This is a genomic window from Terriglobus roseus (assembly GCF_900102185.1).
Lineage (GTDB): Bacteria > Acidobacteriota > Terriglobia > Terriglobales > Acidobacteriaceae > Terriglobus > Terriglobus roseus_A.
Map to the genome: position 1 here is coordinate 4,148,119 of NZ_LT629690.1, position 20,201 is coordinate 4,168,319.

Annotated in this window: 18 protein-coding genes; 10 read left to right on the forward strand and 8 right to left on the reverse strand. The window is 56.5% G+C overall.

The window, feature by feature from the left end:
* Window positions 1–21 precede the first annotated feature (21 nt).
* The 4 genes from BLT38_RS17360 to BLT38_RS17375 form a co-directional block, all read right to left on the reverse strand.
* Complete coding sequence (locus BLT38_RS17360; RefSeq protein WP_083346313.1) at window positions 22–1,230, reverse strand: M23 family metallopeptidase; 1,209 nt, start codon at window positions 1,228–1,230, stop codon at window positions 22–24.
* 79 nt (window positions 1,231–1,309) lie between these two features.
* The gene (locus BLT38_RS17365) at window positions 1,310–2,761 is read right to left on the reverse strand and encodes a DUF1214 domain-containing protein (protein WP_231966589.1); all 1,452 of its coding nucleotides are present in this window, start codon (window positions 2,759–2,761) and stop codon (window positions 1,310–1,312) included.
* A 59-nt stretch (window positions 2,762–2,820) separates the two neighbouring features.
* Window positions 2,821–4,302, reverse strand: coding sequence for a DUF1254 domain-containing protein (locus BLT38_RS17370; RefSeq protein WP_083346314.1), 1,482 nt, complete (start codon window positions 4,300–4,302; stop codon window positions 2,821–2,823).
* A 147-nt stretch (window positions 4,303–4,449) separates the two neighbouring features.
* Entirely contained in the window at window positions 4,450–5,547 is a 1,098-nt protein-coding gene (locus BLT38_RS17375; protein WP_083347165.1) for a DUF1254 domain-containing protein, read from the reverse strand.
* Between the two features lie 157 nt (window positions 5,548–5,704).
* Here BLT38_RS17375 and BLT38_RS17380 point away from each other — a divergent pair, with 157 nt between their 5' ends.
* A complete protein-coding gene (locus tag BLT38_RS17380; RefSeq protein ID WP_083346315.1) occupies window positions 5,705–6,568 on the forward strand; it encodes a 5'-3' exonuclease in 864 nt (287 codons plus the stop codon).
* 37 nt (window positions 6,569–6,605) lie between these two features.
* On the opposite strand, the gene BLT38_RS17385 is transcribed toward BLT38_RS17380, so the two are convergent.
* The gene (locus BLT38_RS17385) at window positions 6,606–9,260 is read right to left on the reverse strand and encodes an ABC transporter permease (RefSeq protein ID WP_083346316.1); all 2,655 of its coding nucleotides are present in this window, start codon (window positions 9,258–9,260) and stop codon (window positions 6,606–6,608) included.
* A 627-nt stretch (window positions 9,261–9,887) separates the two neighbouring features.
* On the opposite strand from BLT38_RS17385, the gene BLT38_RS17390 reads away from it, so the two are divergent.
* The 7 genes from BLT38_RS17390 to BLT38_RS17420 all read left to right on the forward strand — a co-directional run bounded on the left by BLT38_RS17390 (window position 9,888) and on the right by BLT38_RS17420 (window position 16,225).
* Entirely contained in the window at window positions 9,888–11,258 is a 1,371-nt protein-coding gene (locus BLT38_RS17390) for a bifunctional folylpolyglutamate synthase/dihydrofolate synthase (protein ID WP_083346317.1), read from the forward strand.
* The gene (locus tag BLT38_RS17395; RefSeq protein ID WP_083346318.1) at window positions 11,255–12,040 is read left to right on the forward strand and encodes a lysophospholipid acyltransferase family protein; all 786 of its coding nucleotides are present in this window, start codon (window positions 11,255–11,257) and stop codon (window positions 12,038–12,040) included. The genes BLT38_RS17390 and BLT38_RS17395 overlap by 4 nt, the downstream gene beginning before the upstream one ends.
* Before the next feature lie 56 nt (window positions 12,041–12,096).
* Window positions 12,097–12,840 carry a gamma-glutamyl-gamma-aminobutyrate hydrolase family protein gene (locus BLT38_RS17400; RefSeq protein ID WP_083347166.1) on the forward strand — a complete coding sequence of 248 codons (744 nt, stop codon included), beginning with the start codon at window positions 12,097–12,099 and terminating at the stop codon, window positions 12,838–12,840.
* Between the two features lie 3 nt (window positions 12,841–12,843).
* Entirely contained in the window at window positions 12,844–13,473 is a 630-nt protein-coding gene (gene rsmG, locus BLT38_RS17405) for a 16S rRNA (guanine(527)-N(7))-methyltransferase RsmG (RefSeq protein WP_083346319.1), read from the forward strand.
* A gap of 107 nt (window positions 13,474–13,580) precedes the next feature.
* Entirely contained in the window at window positions 13,581–14,411 is an 831-nt protein-coding gene (locus BLT38_RS17410; RefSeq protein WP_083346320.1) for a ParA family protein, read from the forward strand.
* 37 nt (window positions 14,412–14,448) lie between these two features.
* Window positions 14,449–15,366, forward strand: coding sequence for a ParB/RepB/Spo0J family partition protein (locus BLT38_RS17415; RefSeq protein ID WP_083346321.1), 918 nt, complete (start codon window positions 14,449–14,451; stop codon window positions 15,364–15,366).
* Window positions 15,367–15,451: 85 nt separating this feature from the next.
* Window positions 15,452–16,225, forward strand: a complete 774-nt coding sequence (locus BLT38_RS17420) for a methyltransferase family protein (protein ID WP_083346322.1) — start codon at window positions 15,452–15,454, stop codon at window positions 16,223–16,225.
* Here the strand turns inward: BLT38_RS17420 and BLT38_RS17425 are convergent.
* Complete coding sequence (locus tag BLT38_RS17425) at window positions 16,222–17,298, reverse strand: family 43 glycosylhydrolase (protein WP_083346323.1); 1,077 nt, start codon at window positions 17,296–17,298, stop codon at window positions 16,222–16,224. The genes BLT38_RS17420 and BLT38_RS17425 overlap by 4 nt on opposite strands.
* Before the next feature lie 104 nt (window positions 17,299–17,402).
* Window positions 17,403–17,711: an HU family DNA-binding protein gene (locus BLT38_RS17430; protein WP_083346324.1), complete on the reverse strand. Its 309-nt coding sequence runs from the start codon at window positions 17,709–17,711 to the stop codon at window positions 17,403–17,405.
* 355 nt (window positions 17,712–18,066) lie between these two features.
* Between BLT38_RS17430 and BLT38_RS17435 the strand changes: the two genes are divergently transcribed.
* Window positions 18,067–18,453: a hypothetical protein gene (locus BLT38_RS17435; RefSeq protein ID WP_083346325.1), complete on the forward strand. Its 387-nt coding sequence runs from the start codon at window positions 18,067–18,069 to the stop codon at window positions 18,451–18,453.
* A 147-nt stretch (window positions 18,454–18,600) separates the two neighbouring features.
* The gene (locus tag BLT38_RS17440; RefSeq protein ID WP_172838329.1) at window positions 18,601–19,374 is read left to right on the forward strand and encodes a TIGR03435 family protein; all 774 of its coding nucleotides are present in this window, start codon (window positions 18,601–18,603) and stop codon (window positions 19,372–19,374) included.
* Window positions 19,375–19,381: 7 nt separating this feature from the next.
* Here the strand turns inward: BLT38_RS17440 and BLT38_RS17445 are convergent, their stop codons facing one another.
* On the reverse strand, window positions 19,382–20,077 hold the full coding sequence (locus BLT38_RS17445) for a DUF2461 domain-containing protein (RefSeq protein WP_083346327.1): 696 nt from the start codon (window positions 20,075–20,077) through the stop codon (window positions 19,382–19,384).
* Between the last annotated feature and the right edge of the window lie 124 nt (window positions 20,078–20,201).

Sequence of the window (20,201 nt, forward strand, 5' to 3'; positions counted from 1 at the left end):
ACGAAATATCGCGGCGTAACGTCAGCGGTTCCCGCTCTTCGGCAAATCGGGAAACACAATAATGAGCTGGTCCAGAGGAAGATCCTTTTCGACTCGTCGAGGGTTGGGCAGCACGCGGTGAGAAATCGCAGTCCCCTTCGCCTCGGCTTCGTCAAAAGCCTCCGTGCTCGGTATCTGTCCGGTAACAGCAAACGAGTCGATCGCATAAGGCAGTCCGTTTGAAGCCAGCGACGACGGCTCGGCCATCAGCTGGAAATGAAGATGAGGCGCGACCGAGTTACCCGTATTGCCAACGAGCCCAAGAACCTCGCCAGGATGAACCTTCTCGCCTTCGTGGACGCGAATACTACGAGGCTGCATATGCGCGTACATCGCGAAGACATGCCCACCAAGCCGCGGATCATCAAGCCGCAGAATCACCGAGTTCCCATCCGCCTTATCCAGCGAGATTCCCTCGGGATACTTGCCAGGAGTCTGTTCCGGCAGATCATCCACAACAGAAACAACCGTAGCATCGGCAACGGCAAGCGCGGGCTTACCGAAGATCGTATAGCTCTTGAGAGTCTCACGCGGCCCGGAGTAGATCCTGCCCTGCGAATCCAACTGCTCCCAATCAACGGCGAAGCGCTGCGCCAACCACACATGATTGTTCACTCCCAGCGCAGCGCGCATGTGACGGCTCGAGTCGCAACACGAATCAGCCGAAACATAATTGCCACCAGCCAGCGGAGGATGAATCACCGCCACCGTTTGCCGAGACGGCACAGTTTCACCTCCGGCCATCACAAGGTGTTGAAACGCAGGTGGTGCCGCAGCAATGAACGTCGTAACGCGATGCGTAAGACGACGCGGAACAGCAGCCCCGCTGGGCAGCGTGATGTGAACAAACAGAAGCGCCTGCGAGCTTTTCGCCAACGTACCCGTTGAGTCGCGCAGCCCCACAGGCTGCAAACGCGTAGCAACCGCCTTGGCGTCCATCGTCTGAATGACCTTGCCGTCGCCGAGAATATCGACACTCTGCACAGCAATGTCACCGCTGGAGAAGTTCAACATCCATAGCTCGTACACAAGGTGCGTGTTGCCATCCGATCCAGCAAAGACCACCGGAGCATCCTGCACAGACAGAATGAGAGGTGTGGGCCTCTCAGCTGCATGAGCCGCAGTCAGTGCGAACGAAAGAGTGAGTGCAACACTCACAATGATCCGGCGAAGCAATGTGCAGAGACACATGCGATAGTTCTCCAGGCAACTCGTTCGCAGCTTACCTGAAAGCCCCTGCACCGCTTCTAAATTTCAACGCACCGTTGCTCTACATTTTTTCCGCATCAGGCAAAACCCAGGCTTTTTCGAACAAAGCCTGCGTAGGACCATACGCGCGGAACATCAGTTCAAACTTCCGGTTCGGATCTGTAGGAATCCAGTTGGAATCTTTACCGTCAGGTGCCTTCGGGCCGACATATAGATCAATCGAACCATCAGCATTCTTCTGCAGCTCGGGTATCTGAGAAGAGCGGCTGGCGCGATTCACTCCCTTGATCAGCGTGTGCAACTCGCGGTCATACGCAGTCAGCGACCAGTACTGCTTGACCGGCGCATTCGGTGGAACGGTCAGCTTATAGGTCTTCGATCCATCGAAAGCATTGCCGTCTTTGTCCTTGATGGAAATCAGATACATCTGTCCGGCGCCCAGGCGTTTAAGGCCGATGAAGGCGTAACTGTAAGCAACAGCGCGCTCGTCAACCGGGTAAGTATCAGGATCAACGTAAGAGTCCTGCGCCGCTTTCACGAGCGCGGGATAAGTCGGATACATCCAATGGCTGGTTGCAGAGAAGAAGGGCGGGAAGCCCTGATCGTATTTCGCGTAAAGGAAGTTGTGTGCGTCCTGCGCGGCAGAGTTGAGAGTTGATTTCAACTGATCCGTTGGCTGATAAGGCTTACCCTTCTCAATGCCGAGCGAGGCAAGAAGACTGATCATCACGCGGTCGCGATCAAGCCACTGTTCCGACTGAACGATGTTGTTCACGTGATCGAAGAAGCTCGCGTCGTACTTGATGGTCGAGTCGAAGTCGGTGTCCTTGACGTCTGTGAACACTGTCTCGGGCGGGTGCGCGGCATCTAGAAGCGCATAAACGTTCATACGCTTGCCATAGTCGATTGACGCCTGAACATCAGCGTCGGAGTGGCTCTTGAAATTTGAGCGCAGAAGTATGTAGCCACCGAGTGTGTCGGACTGCAGAGGGATGTACCCCGCCGGAATCTTCTCTTTGTAGCCGGGAGGAATCACGAGGTACTTACCGCCGCTGCCCTTGTCATAGCCCAGTAAGCCAGCGTCTTCCAAAGGCATCTGCCATACGGTGACAATGTTGCCGTTGAATGATCCCTTGTCGTTACCCGGCGGGAGATCAAGAACAACAGGGCCGTTCTTGGTGTTGAAGAACGCCATAAAGTACAGCGCATCAGGGTTCGGCGTCAGCGTCTGATTGTGCCAGTCAAGTGGTCGACCCCAATAAATAACCTGCCCCACTTTGCCAGGAGTTTTTGTAAGCATCTCCTGAAGCATCAGGTCATAGTTCACAGCAGGCATACTCCAAATCACAGTCTGCACCGCGCGCGCATGAAGTATGGCGGTGTTCACGTCACCGTTCGCACTCTGCGTTGACATCGCCGGCTCCTGATTCTTTTGTTGTTCGCATGCGATAAGCGAAAACACGATCAACGCCGCTGCTATGGGGAGAGCAATTTTGGTAAGCATCCGGCTCATGGACTTCCTCCAGCCTTGAGAGGCAGCTACAAACAACACCGCCTCTCAGTAAAGTTCGCTTACTTCACTTCCACAAAATCCGCAGGCTTCCAACTGCCATCAAACGCAGCCTGCTCCGGCCCATAAATGCGGAAGTAAGTGAACCATCCCTTACCCGGAATCGTCTTGATCCACTCGTTCTCATGACCCGCCGGCGCCGTCGGCCCAAAGTAAAGTTCCGTCGGCTGCGTCTTGGAAACGTTCTTCAACTCAAACATCGACCGCAGCGCTGCCTTCCCCTGATCCGTCGCCACCTGGCTACGCGTGTCCGTGTCATACACCGTCACCGACCAGAACAACTTCCCCGGCACCGGTTGCGGCACCACCAGCTTGTAGCTCTTGCCACCATCCAGCGTGTTGCCGTCGCTGTCCCGTTCGCCCAACCAATACAACGAACCCGCCGTGGGATCACGCTTGAACATCGCTGGCGACGCACCAATCGCCTGATAGAACCACTTATCCCGCGCTACCAGGTCGTTGTAAGTCGCTGTATTGAAATCGCCATCTTCATAACGCAGCGCCGCCCACTCCCACTTGCGATCCGGCCACACCACACGATCGGGCCTGCGGTCATTGAACGACTCCACCCGCATCTGCCCATTCGCAATCTTCGCCGCCTTCTCCAGAATGGCCGTCATGCGCGCATCCGGTTGGAACGGCTTACCCTTCTCAATCCCCAGCGCAGCCAATTGGCCATACCAGAAATGAAAGCGCTGATTCGGCACTTCCCCGTTGATCACCTCATACAACTGCTGCCAGTACTGAATGTTGCCTTCCCACGCCAGCGGCGTGGTGTCCTGCGGCATCGGCGTCAGGTCAAGCCACTGCAATTCAGGCCACCCCGGCGTCGGCTTCAACGGATGCACCTTCACCGTCTTGATCCGAGCAACCGCGGCAGGAACATCCCCACCCACCGGCAACGAACGAATACCCACCAGCATCAGGTTCGACGGAGAATTCGCCACACGATACCCCGCGGGCGGAGCCTCCTTATAACCCGGCGGCAGAAACACCACCTTGTCACCTTTGCCTTGCGCCGGTCCCGGCAATCCAAGATCCGCAATCCAAAGTTGATTCACATCCATGGCAATGCAGATCAGCGGCCCCGGCGGCAGTTCCACAACCATCGGACCAATCGAAAGATCGATCAACAGGGGCGCATACGGTGTATCGGAGTTGAGGGTGAATCCAACATGCTTTGGTTGTGAATCCAACGTGCCAAATACCTTATTCGGCACAATGCCAATCTTTGAGTTGCCAACAAAGATCGCGTGCCCCGACACCGTGGGATAGAAAAACTTGTAAGCCTCCACCGCACGATTCAGATCGTTATCGTCATAAGCCTTCGTCGCCGCATCCTGCGTAGCAAACCCGCGCTCAAACGTGTAAGGAGCATTTCCGTTTTGCACTGCCGTGGTCTCCGTCTTCTGCTGTTCGCATCCTGTAAAAGTCAGCGCCATCAAAGCCACTGCCGCCGTTAAGTAAAGCGCCGATCGTTGCATCGTCTTTCTCCTCACAACAGTTCAGAACGTTAACTACGTTGCGAAACGCATATCCATGGCGTGCGTGATCCCTCGTACCGCCAGCACCGCACCCGCAAAACACACTGCAATGCAAAATCCCGCACGCCTGGCCACAGGTGCGGCACTTCATGTCGCAGGCTGGACTTCGGGAAATTTCCATTTACCTGAGGTGATCTCCGTACGCGGACGGTACATGCGGATGGTGGCATTCCAGCCGGGAGTAATGGGAACGCAGTTGGGCGCTTTGTTCTCGCAGCCTCCAAACTGCACGGTGACAGAGTTATCTGCGTTTTTCTGTGCAGTGATGTTGTTTATGGAATAAGCATTCAGCGAGTTCTGCTCGAAGTAGCCCTTAGCGTTGTAGACGCTGATGGACCAGAAGCCATCCACAGGCACGTCTTTCACGGTGAGTTTGTAGACCTGCTTACCATCGTTGTTTGGCACCTTCATCTGCGCATACGTGGCATCCTTGTCAGGGTTGCCACCCCAGCCCGCAGCCGACCCAATGAGATAGTTCACCGGATCAACCTGTTGTTTGGTGCCGAATGCGTTTTTGAAATCAGTAATCGTGGAGCCGAGTGCTACGAGAGCTTCACGGATTTTGTCTTGACTGGCCTGATCCCACTTGGGCGCTTCGAAGGTGCCGGGCGCTTTTTGAGTGATGGTGACAGCGTCCTGAAGCTTGTGGACTTCGTCGAGATCCTGCGTGCTGTTCGGGTCGGCGAGAATTCGCAGGAGAACCGCAGCATAACGGGTACCAATCTTTTCTTTCGTTAGCGTGTACGCACCTTTGCTGTACACAACCATGGGGGTGTACTCGTCTTCGTTAACGATCTGCATAGAGAGAAAACGCTTGCCTGGGTCTGGGAGCGTGATGGTGACGGGACCGGCGTCGAGATCGAGGACCGCGGAGGAGTAAAGTGTGTCGCGATTCATGCGAACCACTTTCTGCTTGTCGATGGGTGTGGGTGTGCGGTTATTGATGAACTTGCCGAGTGCGCCGTCTTTGACGAAGTTGCCGAAGTAGAGATCGGTTTCAGCTCGCGGAAAGGTTTGCGGCGTAACCGTTACGCAGTCGCTGCATTTGGGTGGCTCGGGTTTTGCGGCTGCAGTCTGCGCGGCTGGTTCTGATGGTGCAGCTACCGGCTTAGGCTGTTCGCAGCCAAGAACTGCGAGTGCGACCGGTAGAGCAATGAAGATCAGGCGGAATTTGTTTCGGGCCATCATCCCTCTCTAGTTACTGCTGCGGTGCGTCGTCATGAATCGAGTTCATGACGGTCATTGATATACCCGCCCATCACACTCCAGAAACTGTGAAATCTAACAGCAGTACAAGGATTTCCCCGCAAGAAGACTCTTGCATGTACCCTGTAGCGGACACATGGAAGTCCATCTCATTGACGGCACGTACGAACTCTTTCGCCACTTCTACGCATGGCCCTCTATGCGCGATGCCAACGGCAACGAAATCGGCGCAGTGAAGGGTGTACTCGCATCCATCCTCGCCATGGTGAAAGAAGGAGCCACCCACATCGGCGTGGCCACCGATCACGTCATCGAATCCTTCCGCAACGACCTATGGCCTGGCTACAAAACCGGCGCAGGCATCGACCCCGATCTATGGAGTCAGTTCCCGCTACTCGAAGAAGCTCTGCAGGCAATGGGCATCGTCACCTGGGCTATGGAGAACGAAGAAGCAGACGACGCACTCGCCTCCGCAGCACACATCGCCGCACAGGACGCGCGTGTCACACGCGTTCTCATCTGCACGCCGGACAAAGATCTTTCGCAATGCGTGCAGGGCACCCGCGTGGTGCAGATGGATCGTCGCAAACGCGAAATCCGTGACGAAGCAGGAGTCATCGCAAAGTTCGGCGTTCCACCAGCCTCAATCCCCGACTATCTCGCCCTCGTAGGCGACACAGCAGACGGCTATCCCGGCCTCCGCGGTTGGGGGGCCAAAGGCACAGCCGCTGTCCTCGCAAAATTCAGCCATCTCGAAGCCATCCCGCAAGAAGCAGCAGATTGGCAACTAGCCATTGCCAACCCAAGAGGCATGAACGAAACCCTGCGCACCAACTGGGACAACGCCATCCTCTTCCGCACCCTGGCCCGACTCAAAACCGACCTGCCCCTCTTCACCAACGTCGACCAGCTCCACTGGACCGGCCCCACCGCAGCCTTCGAAGCCATAGGCACCCGCTTAGACAAAGCCAAGGTCACCAAGTCGCCAAAGCAACGGTAGGAAAATCGATTACTCTAGCCCGCGGTCTGTAGAAGGCTCACTCATGACGCAGCGTGCTTTGTGGGTCTGTCGCGGACGCTCGCCGAGCCGGAATCCAACAAGCGACTAACGCCACCAACATAAGAAACAGTGGCGTCAATGTGAAAGAGATGGCGTCATAGGCTGTTATTCCACTCTGCAGGCTTGCAGCGACCTTCGAAGCTGCGAGGGCCAACGGAAAGCCGATCGCCAACGCGATGACCGTACGCGCTATCCCATAACGAACGATCAAGCTCTGTATCTGGCCCATAGTCGCACCGAGCGCGAGACGAATCCCCATTTCCTTCGTCCGACGCTCAACGGAATAGCTCATCACACCGTAGAGTCCCACAGTAGCCAGCAACAGACCAGCCAAGCCAAACACTCCGAAGATGGTCGACTCCGCTCGTGGAATGATCAATGAATCCATCACCTGTTCCGCCATCTCTTTCTGATGGAAGATGGCAAGCGATGGGTCGACGGAGTGCACCTCAGCCTGGAGCGCATTCGCCATCTGCGCGCCGTTTCCCTGGTAGTGAACCATCAGAGAATAGCCAAGCAGTGGCGCCGCAGTGCCCATATTCTGCTCCAACGCTTCATACACAATGGGTGGGTTGTCTTCGAAATTCATCATCGTCGACTTGCTGTTTTTCACGACACCGATGATCTCGTAGCTGACGGGCGTTTGTGGGCTCGCATCCTTCTGTAGCGTCGGCGTCAAATACTGACCCACCGCACGGCGATCCTTGAACATCTGGTGTGCGAATGCTTCATTCACGATCATCTGTTTCGCAGCATTCGGCCCTGCACCGTTGAAGTTCCTGCCTTCTAACTGCTGGATGCCCATCGTGGCAAAGTATCCCGGCCCAACATCGTAAACATCTGCTTCAGGGTCAAGCCCAAGGTCTCCAGGTCGGCCCACGTGATGAAACTTCTTCGACTTCATGCCGATCGAAAGAGGCGTGGAGTCAGTCCATGCAGCCGATGCAACTTGAGGCATCGCCATCACACCGTCCAACACACGTTTCAAAACCAGCGGCACCTGCTCCGCTTTGTATCCGTTGTGGACTGGATCGATGGAAAGCACCCGCACCCCATCCATACGAAGTCCAGTATCGCCATTGGTCAGCTTGAGCAGGCTATGGAGATAAAGCGATGTCGTACACAGCAGAACCATGGTTGCAGCGATCTGCACCATCACAAGCACATCGCGCATGGCCCAGCGGCGTCCCGGCTTCTCCAAACTGCTTTCACCTTTCAATGCGTTTGGAACCGATGGTCGTGTAGCCGCAAGTGCCGGGCCCAATCCGCATAGCATCCCAGCCACCACGCTTAATCCAAAGGCGTACCAAAGCACCACCGTGGATATGTTCAGGGTGAGATCAATCGGTAGATCAACCGGCATGTGAAAGTACGTAAGCGCGCGCATCGCCAACACACTTGCACCAACGCCGACCGCACCACCGCCAAAGGACAAGACCAGGCTCTCCAGCAGCATTGGCTGTATCAGTTGCCACCGCGTCCCACCCAAGGCAATGCGTATGGCCATCTCCCTATGTCTCGCCATCGCTCGAGACAACTGCAGATTCGTAACATTGGAAACTGCAATTGCTAATACAAGCAGTGCTATCCCCATGACTGCCGCCACGAAGGCAGCGATGTGCACCCACGCCTCAGCAGGTAGGCTCCCTGCTTGCTCACATCGAAGTTGTCGTTCCTGCATCTCCGTCGGAAACGCAATCGCAAGGCGCTGCGACACAGCATTCAATTCCGCCTGGGCCGTTGCTCGGTCCGCTCCCGGAGCGAATCGGGCAATGACATTGACAAGCTCGCTATCCGTTTCTTGAAGAAATCCCAGGCTCGCTTGCTGGCTCAGCGGGATCCAGAAGTCCGCAACCTGCATTTGCAGGGTTCCACGAAATTTAGGCTTCGCTACGCCAATCACAGTGAACGGCTTTCCAGACAGAAACACCGTCTTGCCGATCACTCCATCGTCTGCATTGAAGTAAACCCTCCACAGGTCGTAGCTCAACACGATCACGGGAGAGTACACATCGCGGCGTCCAAATCCCCGACCGAGCGTCATCGGGACTTGAGTGACATCGAAGTAGTTCTGTGTCACGCTCTGGCCCCACGCCCGCCTTGGTTCGCCTCTGCCAGTAAGGGCCACCTGAATGTGTGACGTGAAGGCAGCCACATCCGAAAACGATTTAAGTTGTCCCTGCAGGCTCTCGAATACGTCCGCGTAAACGAGCTGTGCACGTTGCCCATGTTGATCGGTTGGATAAACACTCATGAGCTTTGCAGGATCTCCAACCGGAGGACCTTGCAGCGCAATTTTGTCCACGCCTGAGAAGACAAGCGCATTCGCGGCGATTCCAATTCCAAGCGAGAGCATCACCGTCAGTGCGGAGGAAGGCGCACTGATGAGCTTTCTCAGCACATAGCGCAGGTCTCTCCACATGTGCTCAATCCAAAGGAAACTACTTGCCCGCCAAACTTCTTCGCGTACGCGATTGACGCTTCCGAATTTCAGGTGTGCACGCCGCCGTGCTTCGTCCTTGTCCATGCCACGGGCAATGTTCGCGTCGATCTCTTCTTCCAGATACAGTTCGATCTCTTGTTGCAATTCCAGATCAGCCTGCTTACGCCGAAAGAATCTTTGCCATCTCATCGGTCACCCACCGTGCGCGCGTATGATTCGCCCATCATCAATCCGCAAGCCATCATGTCCCAGGTTCTCTTCAGCATCTCGCAGCTGGACGCTCTACCAACTTTCATTGCCTCTCCCCTAGAACTTCGATGGAAAACATCCTACACCAGTAGAACTTCTAGGGGAGAGCAAAATCGCCGACGGATGCTCGTCACGTCGAAGCGTGCTTTTGAAATCAAAAAGAGGAACTACCAGCACAACCAGCTTTTGAAGGACGCAGGAGATCGGTCTGCGGGACTTACCTGCGTAGCTCAAAGCAGCATCTGCGTTCTTCGCAGAAGCCTCATTTCCCCACGTTCCTACCGGATCCTGGCTGGCCACGGAAACCTGTCAAGCCCCTAAGCCAGCTAAGGCCAACAAACAAAAGCAAATAGAGTTGGCATGGTATTTCTTCCAAATCACTAAAATAGAAATAAAGAAGAACAAAGGGCCAATGCTCAAGGGATAACTTCTTTAGAAAGAAGATTTTGCCCCTAACCTCAATGGATAGACGATTTTAGCGTCACCCCAAAACCTAACCCCAATGAAATGACGATTTTGCGAAAACAGGGAGAGGGGGGAGGGGTATCCGTCTACAATGTCCAAGTCATGCAGTACGAGGAAGCAGTCAGTAAGCTGTACACCCTGAGCGGAGAGCTGGCACCAGCGGCTCCGGGAACGCCGCGCCGCAAGTTTGAACTGGACCACATGCGGACACTGGTCGCCGCACTCGGCAATCCCCAGAACAGTTTCCCGTCTGTACTGATCGCAGGTACCAACGGCAAAGGCTCCACAGCCGCAACGCTCGCCAGTATCCTCAGCGTCTCCGGCTACCGCACCGGCCTCTACACCTCGCCGCACCTGCTGCGACCCAACGAACGCATCCAGATCAGCGGCGTAACACCCGGCCAGAACTCCCTGGCCGAGATCGCCGACCAGGCTTTCGCCGATAGTTTTGAAAAGGTAGAAACAGCAGCGGCCCGGCTCGTAAACGAAGGCAAACTGCCGCACGCACCCAGCTTCTTTGAGGTCATCACAGCCATCGCCTTCGTCGCCTTCGCCGAAGCGAAGATAGACATCGCCGTTCTCGAAGTAGGACTCGGCGGCCGCCTCGACGCCACCAACATAGTCGAACCACTACTCTCCGTCATCACGGACATAGCACTCGACCACACAGAATGGCTCGGCAACACGCTGACGGAGATCGCCCGCGAGAAGGCCGGCATCCTCCGTCCAAAGGGACTGCTGGTAACTCTGCCGCAGCACCCTGAAGCCAACGCCGCCATCGGCGAAGTAGCCATGGCATTGGACGTGACCGGGGTGAACGCTGCCGCCTACTTGCCAGACCGCATCACCAACGATGAACCCTACCCCCTGGTCCTACAGGGACAGGCCATCACGGTAGCCAGCCCTCTACCGGGGGACCACCAGCGTCGCAACACCGCGCTAGCCATCGCTGTAGCAGAGCAACTTCTTACACAGCAATCATTTACAAAGATCACACCACAGTCCATTGAGTCCGGCATAAGAAGCACAAACTGGCCGGGAAGGCTGGAATCCACCACCATTCCGGGCACACAGATCACCCTGCTCATGGACGTAGCCCACAACCCCGCCGGGGCCTGGACACTACGCAGCCATCTCTCCCGCCAGATTGACGGCGACCACCTACCCGCCCCGCGCACACTAGTCTTCTCCGCTCTGAAAGACAAGTCCATCCGCGAAATGGCCCAAATTCTGTTTCCACTCTTCGACGGCCCGGAAGACCGCATCCTGCTGGCCCCTATCCAAAGCCCAAGAGCCGCCAGCGCTGAAGCCTTGGCCGAAGTAGCAGCAGACCTGGACACCGCAGCAGAAGTCTGCACATCTGTAGCCGACGCCATGGACAAAGCCGCAGATCGCACCGGAAGCATCGTCGTATCAGGTTCGGTATATCTGGTAGCTGAAGCCAAGACCTGGCTCAAGGAGCAACACGGATGAAACGGTTGTTGCCCTGGGCGTCCTACCTGATCTTCATCCCCCTGATGCTGTTCGTGACAGTCGCCTGCGGTTCACTCTCGCTGCTGGTCTCGCTGTGGGATAAGTCCGGTCGTCAACAACACGCCATTGCCCAACTCTGGGCAAAGCTAATGTTGGGCATAGCGCTGTCGCCCATGAAGGTGGTCAACCCGCAAAACCTGCATCTTGGCCGCGCCGCCGTCTTCGCTAGCAATCACCTCAGCTATATGGATACCCCGGCCCTATTCGGGTCGCTCCCATTCCAATTCCGTATCCTGGCGAATCACTACCTCTTCAAAATTCCGTTCATTGGCTGGCACCTCACCCGTTCCGGCCAGGTTCCCATCGACCAGTCCAGCATGCGCTCGATGGTGGCCGGACTTATGCGCGGCGTGGCAACGTTGAAATCCGGAATGCCGCTGCTCATCTTCCCTGATGGCGGGCGCTCCTCCGACGGCCATATCCATCAGTTCCTCCAAGGCGCAGCCTTTATGGCCATCAAGGCCCAGGTGCCGTTAGTGCCGCTGGCACTCGTAGGAACTTACGAACTGCTCCCGATGCACACCTACCACCTGGCCCCCCGACCACTGATGCTGGTAGCCTGCGATCCCATCGAGACCACTGGCATGACCACCAAAGACGCCGAGGCACTCACAAATCGTCTTATGGACGCAATCGCGGTGGAATATTATCGGCATTCGAAGCTCGTTCAGCCCGAATCTGTCCCGGAAAACCAGGCGAAAATCCCCAGCAGCCAGCTCTAGATGTTCCACGTGGAACACTGCGCGTGAAACAAACATGCGGCGCGTATCATCAGGAAATGAACCGCCCACGCATCCTGATCCCGATCCCTACCAGCTTCGACGAGTCCTATAACGCGAAGAGCTGGCCGGAATACGCGTCAGCGGTAGAAGCCGCAGGCGGCGAGCCGGTAAAGGTTACGTTGACGCACTCCGTGGCCGAATTGAAGGAGATGGCGCGCCAAGCCGACGGAATCCTGCTTCCAGGTAGTGGGGCCGACATTGACCCCGCCCTTTACGGGCACGACCGCGATCCCGCCTCCACTGCACCCGATCCCCTGCGCGATCAAACCGACCGAGCCCTATTTGAAGCCTCGCAAGAGACGAAGAAGCCGCTGCTGGGCATCTGTTTCGGAACTCAATCTATGAATGTCTTCTACGGCGGCACGCTCATCCAGGATTGCTCTCCTGTCCCAGTGAATCACCGGGCCGGACGCTCTGTAGCTGTGGCGCACGCCGTGCAATTCTCCCAAGACAGCCGCCTTGGGCAGATCCTTCAGCAATCCGGCGAATCCACGCCCATTGACGACGAATTCGCTCGTGTTCCCGTGAATAGCAGCCACCATCAGGCAATCGCATCTCCTGGCGACACCCTGCGAGTGGTCGCAAGATGTCCGGAAGATGCCATCATTGAGGCAGTTGAAGGTTCTGATCCAAAACATTGGCTAATAGGAGTACAGTGGCATCCGGAAAGAACGGTGGATAGCAGCGCAGCGTCGCGAGCCATCTTCACGGACTTTCTGAAAGCGGCAGCAGGAGTCTGAGCCATGCTCTACGTCCCATCCCGCGACCATATCGCTGCACTACTTGCGCCTTACACGGAACATCTCCCTGCCGAGACGCTGGAAAAGCTCGAAGTCTACCTGATGCTTCTGCTTCGCTGGAACCAGAAGACCAACCTAACCGCCGTCCGCGACCCAGAAATGTTGGTGCAACGACAGATCGGCGAAAGCCTTTTCGCAGCACGCCTTCTGAACGGTGCGGAAACGCTGTTGGATTTCGGATCCGGTGCCGGGTTCCCTGGGGTTCCCTTGAAACTGCATCATCCCGGCCTGAAAGTCACCCTCGCAGAATCGCAGGGCAAGAAAGCTTCGTTTCTCCGTGAAGCCGTTCGGACCCTCGGAATCGATGCGGAAGTCTGGTCCAACCGTGTGGAAGCCCTGCCTACGGAACGAACATTCGATATCGTCGCCCTGCGCGCCGTCGACCATACTGAAGCCATGCTGCCGATCGCGGAGACACGTGTAAAAAATGGCGGCACCATGCTGCGGTATCTCCCGTTGGAAGGCGCGGAATCTCATCCGGGATGGGCGCTGGAGTACTCCTTAGCTGTTCCGCTTTCACAAGGTTGTGTATCCCTGTGGAAACGCGTGGAAAGCACAAATTCCGGGCAATAACACCTGTTTCTGTGTTCCACGTGGAACGTTCTCCACAGCATCTCCTCAGGTGTTCCACGTGGAACAATACTCAGACGCCGCCTCCCCTGCTACTCTGGCGAAGCGCCATGGGCAAAGTCATAGCAGTCGTCAACCAGAAGGGTGGCGTGGGAAAAACCACGACCGCGATCAATCTTGCGGCAGCCGTTGCGTTCAATGGACTGTCGACTCTGCTGGTCGATTGCGACCCGCAGACCAACGCTTCCGGCGGCCTCGGTGTAGGTCGCGACCCCGACCGTAAGACTGTTTATGATTTGCTACTGGGCGAGGTCACCGCAGCAGAGATTACGGTGGACACCGGCATTGAGAACCTCCGCCTGATTCCCAGCTCCAAAGACCTTATCGGGGCCAACTTTGATCTGGCACAGCAGACTGAACGTGAGTTCCGGCTGCGCAAGGCGCTGGAAGATATCCGCGACTCCTATGACTTCATCTTTCTGGACTGCCCACCCGCGCTTGATCTGTTAACGCTGAACGCCTTGGTCGCGGCAGACACCCTGCTCGTCCCCATGCAGGCGGAATACTTCGCCCTTGAGGGCATCTCTGAATTAACGGGAACCCTTGACCGTGTCGCAGCAGCCTTTCAGCCCGAACTGGGGCTCGAAGGCGTTGTGCTCACCATGTACGATCCGCGCACCTCGCTCTCGCAGCAGGTAGCCGAAAACATCAAGGGTTTCTTCGGCGACAAGCTTTATACCACCACCATTCCTCGGAACGTACGCGTGGCAGAAGCGCCCAGCCACGGCCTCCCGGTTATCGCCTACGACGCGAAGTCTCGCGGCGCCGAAGCCTATCGCGATCTCGGTCGAGAATTGCTCGCCCGTAATGGCGTCTTCACCACCGAAGGCAATCCAGCAGGAACCGTAGTGCACGTACCCGACGAAGAATCTGAAGAGTAACGACTGCCCCTAGTGGGTAAAAGACAGGAACCACACAATGTCCGACGTAAAAACACAGGATCCAAAGCGCAGGGCCCTTGGACGAGGGCTGGAAGCGCTGCTCCCATCCCGGCAAACCGCCCCTGCGCCCACACCAGCCCCTGCCGCCCAAACACCCTCTGGCAAACCGCTGGAAGTAGACGTCACTGCCATCGTTCGCAACCCGTTCCAGACGCGTACCCGTTTCGACGAAGACGCGCTGAACGAACTGGCACAATCCGTTGCGGCCACAGGAGTAGTACAGCCCATCGTTGTGCGAGCGCTTCCTGGCGGCAAATACCAGCTCATCGCTGGAGAACGCCGCTGGCTGGCATCGCAGCGCGCAGGCAAGAAGACCATCCCCGTCATTGTTCGTGAAGTCTCTGACGAGCAGGCGATGGAGATGACCATCGTAGAAAACCTGCAGCGCGCCGACCTCAATCCCATGGAACAGGCTCGAGCTTATGACCGCCTGGGACGCGAATTCAAGATGACGCAGGAACAGATGGCGCAGCGAACCGGCAAGGAACGCGCCTCGGTGGCCAACTTCCTGCGGCTGCTGAAGCTTCCCCAGGCCGTGCAGGAAAAGGTAGAAGGTGGAGAACTCAGCTTCGGACACGCTCGCGCCCTGCTGGCCCTGGAATCTGAGGCGCAGATGCTTGCTGCAGCGCAGAAGATTGTGGCTCTAAGCCTTTCGGTTCGTGGCACGGAAAACTATGTGAAGGGACTCCTGGATCCCGAACGCAAACTCGGCAAGGTCAAGGCAGACGAGGAACCTGAAATTGATCCCAACGTGAAGGCAGCACAAGACAAGCTGCAGCGTTCGTTGGGATTGAAGGTTCGTATTGAAGACACCCGCGGCAAAGGGCGAGTGGTCATTGAATACAGCAACCTCGAAGATTTCGACACGCTGCTGACCATGCTCTCCGCAAACTAAGTTCACTATCAGCGATAGCCCGCGTTGTCTCCTAATCTTTTAGGAGACAACTCCTAAAAGATTAGGACTGAAAGCAAGTCACACCATGATGCAAGCCACCGCGTTCGAATACAAACATCGTTTTCTGATCCATGCGTTGATTTACACACTTTGTTTTGCAGCTCCATGGCCTGACTATCACAACGGCTTCCACGGCCTCACGCTTTGGAGCTTCATGCGCAATGGCAGCGCGTGGTTCCGCATCGCAAACAATCTTTCGCAGCCTCAGTACGTTCGCTTCGCAAGCTTCTGGAACGGCACATTGATTGTCATTCTGCTGTTCGCCTTCGCGGGTGCTTTGTTGCGTACGTGGGGTGCTTCTTATCTTGGCGCGTCCACCGTTAAGAACGGTGGCATGGAAGGCAATCGCGTCATTGCCGATGGACCATTTCGCTTCGTCCGCAATCCGTTGTATCTCGGAACCATTCTGCACACCGTTGCCCTTGCATTTCTCATGCGGCCAGAGGCTGCGGTTCTCTGCATCATCCTCATCACCATTGTTCAACTGCGTCTGATCGGCCGCGAAGAACCATACCTAATGGGCCACCTTGGCGAAACCTACCGCGCATATGTTGAAGAAGTCCCACGCATCATTCCGTCACTGAAGCCATGCACGGCTTCAGGCACCAACCGCCCGGACTGGAAGCAGGGCATCCTCAGCGAGTTCTACATGCTGGGCGCAGCCATCTCTTTCGCAGCATTGGGATGGGCTGATGGCTTTAACTGGGAGAACACGGTGCCGCACGTCATCCAAGGCATCCTCATCTCGCTCGGCATCTCCATCGTCCTCCGCGCGTTCATTCCAAAGTCCGAACTCTAGGCCATCGCCAGGGCGCGCTCTGCATCGCTGAAAGGCCGCGAGCGCGCAACGGAGATGCCACGCACTGAATTCTTCCGATTGCCACCCACGGCGCAGTAGAAGTGATACAGGTCGCCGTTGTGCATCACCACGGAAGGCTTGTGCGCGTAGATGCCATCCACCGATCCCGGCGCCCCCACATTCACCACTGGCTCTTCCTGCTTAGTTGCGTGGAAGAGATCAGGGCCGCTGGCCACCAGGTCGCGCGCCACACCTTTGTCATCCAGTCCAAAGTAGAAGAACGCCCATTCCCTGCCGTTCTTCAACACACACGGATCGCTCGCAAAGTGCGCGTCATAAGATCCCGCAGGCCCATTGCGCAGAATCGGATTGCCCTCGTAACGCGTCCACGTCTTCAGATCTTTTGACGTCGCCACACCCGTCTGCTCATGCCATGGTCCCGTGGTGTGGTCCTTCGCGTTGTAGAAGAGATAGAACGTATCACCCTCGCGCAGCAGACACGGTTTGTACAGCCCGCCTCGCTCCCACGCCGCGCCATCTTCCGAGCGCAGAATGATGTCGCCCGGCGTCCATGCAAGACCATCCTTGCTATGCGCCAAGCCGATCACCGCAGCGCCGCTCTCATAGCCCTGCGAAGGATACGCGTGATACGCGCCCACATAGCTGCCCTGCACGCGTTGAATGCGGCCCTGCGATGTCAGGTCGTTCTCGCGCAGAATCCAGTTCATGGCCACGTTGTATTTCAGTACAGGATTGTTGGGGTCGCGCCGCAGAATGCAGCCCACCTTCTTCCATCGCAACAGGTCTTCTGACGAAGCGAGGCCCGTCTGATAGCCAATGCCGTCAAAGGCAACAAACGTCATGTGCCAGAGATTGCCGTTGCGAAACACAAAAGGGCAGTCAACACTCTTGCTGTCATACGCGCCGGCTTCGTTTGACGGCCCCAGTACAAGCCGATCCAGCTTGAAGGGCGACAGCAGCGAACGCGGTTCTGCGCTCCGTGGCGCGGCATAGGCATGCGAAGCCGCAAATGCAGAGAGAGCAAGAAAGCGCCGGCGAGAGAGGGCATACATAGCGACTCCCTTATACGTCAGCACCAGGGCAAAGCAAAAGCCGCGACAGCGTATAGCCGTCGCGGCTCTGTATGCTTTTGCGAAGCGTCTGCCTCGCTGTGAAACTACTTCTTGGCGGCAGCCTTAACCGGAGCGATTGCGTCCTTAGCAGCCTTGGCCACGCGGAACTTCACAACGGTCTTTGCCTTGATCTTGATGGCTTCGCCGGTCTGGGGGTTGCGGCCCGTGCGTGCCTTGCGCTCTGCCTTCACCAGCTTGCCCAGTCCGGGGATGGTGAACTCGCCGTTCTTCTTGGTCTCCTTGACTGCGGTCGCGGCCAGCGTGTCAAAGAACAGGGCAACCTGCTTGTTGGGCAGTTCGAGCTGCTCTGCGATGGTGCGGATCAGTGCGGTCTTGGTCAGTCCCTTTGCCATTTGGTGTTACTCCTTCGTTTGAGAAAAATCTCTTGGATTGTGGGTTATGGTCCCGCTTGCAGAAATCGCCTGTGTTCATGCGGGTTCCACAACCGTTCCGCATATCACGATGGACTTTTGCGCACCGGTTGTCAATCGGTAAACATTGGTTTTTTAAGGTTTTCTTGGGTTTTTGTTGGCTTTTCTGTGGAAAGGTGCCCATCGGGGTACATTCAGCGTTCCAAAACTGTACATCTGGCCGTAAAAATCACTGAATTTTCTGAAACCAATCTCGCGTCCTGACCCGTCTTTAGGCTCAGACTCTGGCCGCTGCAATCTTCCGACCGGGGTATTGCTGATTGAAGAAAGAACCGCCATGAACATGACAACGATCCGCACCTTCGCCACACGCATGAGCGTCGTGGCTGTCTGTAGCGCAGCACTCTGTTCCACGCCGATGCAGGCCCAGGGCCGAGGCATGATGGCACCCGAACAGCGCGTGGAGGCCATCGACAAGGCCGTCACTCTCACCCCGGATCAGAAGACCAAGATCCTGGCGCTCTACACCGAAGACCAGAAGAAGATGCAGGCCCTTCGCGACGCGCAGGACCCCGACATGCGCACCAAGATGATGGACATGCGCAAAGACGAGAACACCAAGATTAAGGACATGCTCACCGACGAGCAGAAGCCCAAGTTCGATCAGTACGTCGCATCCATGCCCATGGGCCGCCCCGCTGGCGGACCGCCCCCTCAGCAGTAAAAAGTTTTCTCCGAAAGCGGCCCTCTCCGCTAAACGGGCAGGGAGTGGATGCTCCCTGCCCGGACTTTTTGCTGGAAGCAACATCCTGCCAAGACACGGCATGCCTTGCTGCATCTGGCAATCAGGACTAGGCTGTGTCCTGCGTCCATGCGAATCCCCTTTCAGCTTCGCTCCACCGTCGTGCTTCTTGCACTTCTGAATACAGCAGGCGCGCAGCAGAGCCCTAAAGCTGCAATCACATTCGAGACAGCAGCGATTCATCCCTCTCACGTAGCACCAGGATGCTCCAGCATCCCGCCACCAGGCAGCGGCCACTTTGACGCCACCTGCCTCACGTTACGGAACCTTGTGGAGATCGCTTTTAAGCCGGAATACCCTGACTCCATCGAAGGGCCACCGCACGCGCTCGATTCTCAGTACGACATTCGCGCAAGCCTTCCTGACGGCGTCACGTGGAACTATGACTCCCTGCGTCCCCTAATGCAGCAACTTCTCATCGAACGCTTCCACCTGGCCTATCACTTCGGAAGCAAGTTAGTCTCCGGCTACGAGATCACCACGGACAAGAGCGGCACCAAACTCACTTCTATCAGTCCCGATTCCGTGAAGTGGGGTATGAAGGCTGGAGAGCTCTCACAGAACTTCTTCGCTCCAGGTCACATTCAGAGTCGCGGAATCGATACAGACGGAATTGCAGGCATGCTGTCTCTCGCAGCTCGCACGCCTGTTGTGAATCACACTGGCCTCACCGGTCTTTACAACATGGATTTGCGTTACGCGCCCGATGAAAGCACGTCGTCCGATCTGCCGTCCTTGCCTATGGCAATTAAGGAACAACTGGGCCTTAATCTGAAGCCGGCAAAAGTTCCGGTGCAGACAATCGTCATCGACCATGTCGATGAAGTCCCCGTAGCGAATTAACAAACTTCTAGAAGAACGTTCGCCGTGGCGTCTTCACCAACAGCGGTGCATTCAGCAGCGCAACCAGCGGCGCCGCAGCGCGGAATCGCTTCACAATCTCATCGTGCAGCTTCGCGGTCGTGACCACCTCCGCGGGCAACGTCACAGACACTCCCCACTTCCGGTCCCGCAAATATTCTGCCGCCGGATCGTCCGCAGCAAAGCCCTTCGGCACACGCGTCAGCGGCATCGTCTCCAGGTCCGGCAACAGCTTGCGCAGCTTCTTGTCACCCATCAATGCGCGCATCTCTTCATGGTTCTGCTGCAGGTGCCTGCGAATGGCCAGCATCTGGTCTGGCTGCGGCATGAACGCACCCACGGCGACTACAACATCATCCGCACCAATGTGCGCATAGAACCCCGCGCCGCTCGTCTTCGACAACGACGATGGGGACCACCATGCACCCACATGCGTTTTGTACGGCTTCTTGTCACTGCTGAAACGCGTATCGCGATAGATGCGGAACATCGCCTTCGGCGCAGGCTTCACACACTCCGGAGCGAAGTCCACCATCGCGTGGTTGATCTCCTCAATCAACGCAAGCCACGGAGCCTTCACTTCCTGTTCAAAGACACTCTTGCGATCGTTGAACCAGTTGCGATCATTGTTGCGCTTCAGGCCTTTCAGAAAACGAATCGCGGCAGGAGAAAAGTGTGTCGGCATAACGATTTAGATTCTATGTCGCACCAAAAGAAGCAGCACGACGGCCTTGCGTTGTCTTATTCAAAAAGGAATATGCTTAGACATGGCCAGAACATCGGTCAGAAAGTCGTTGTGGAATCGGCCC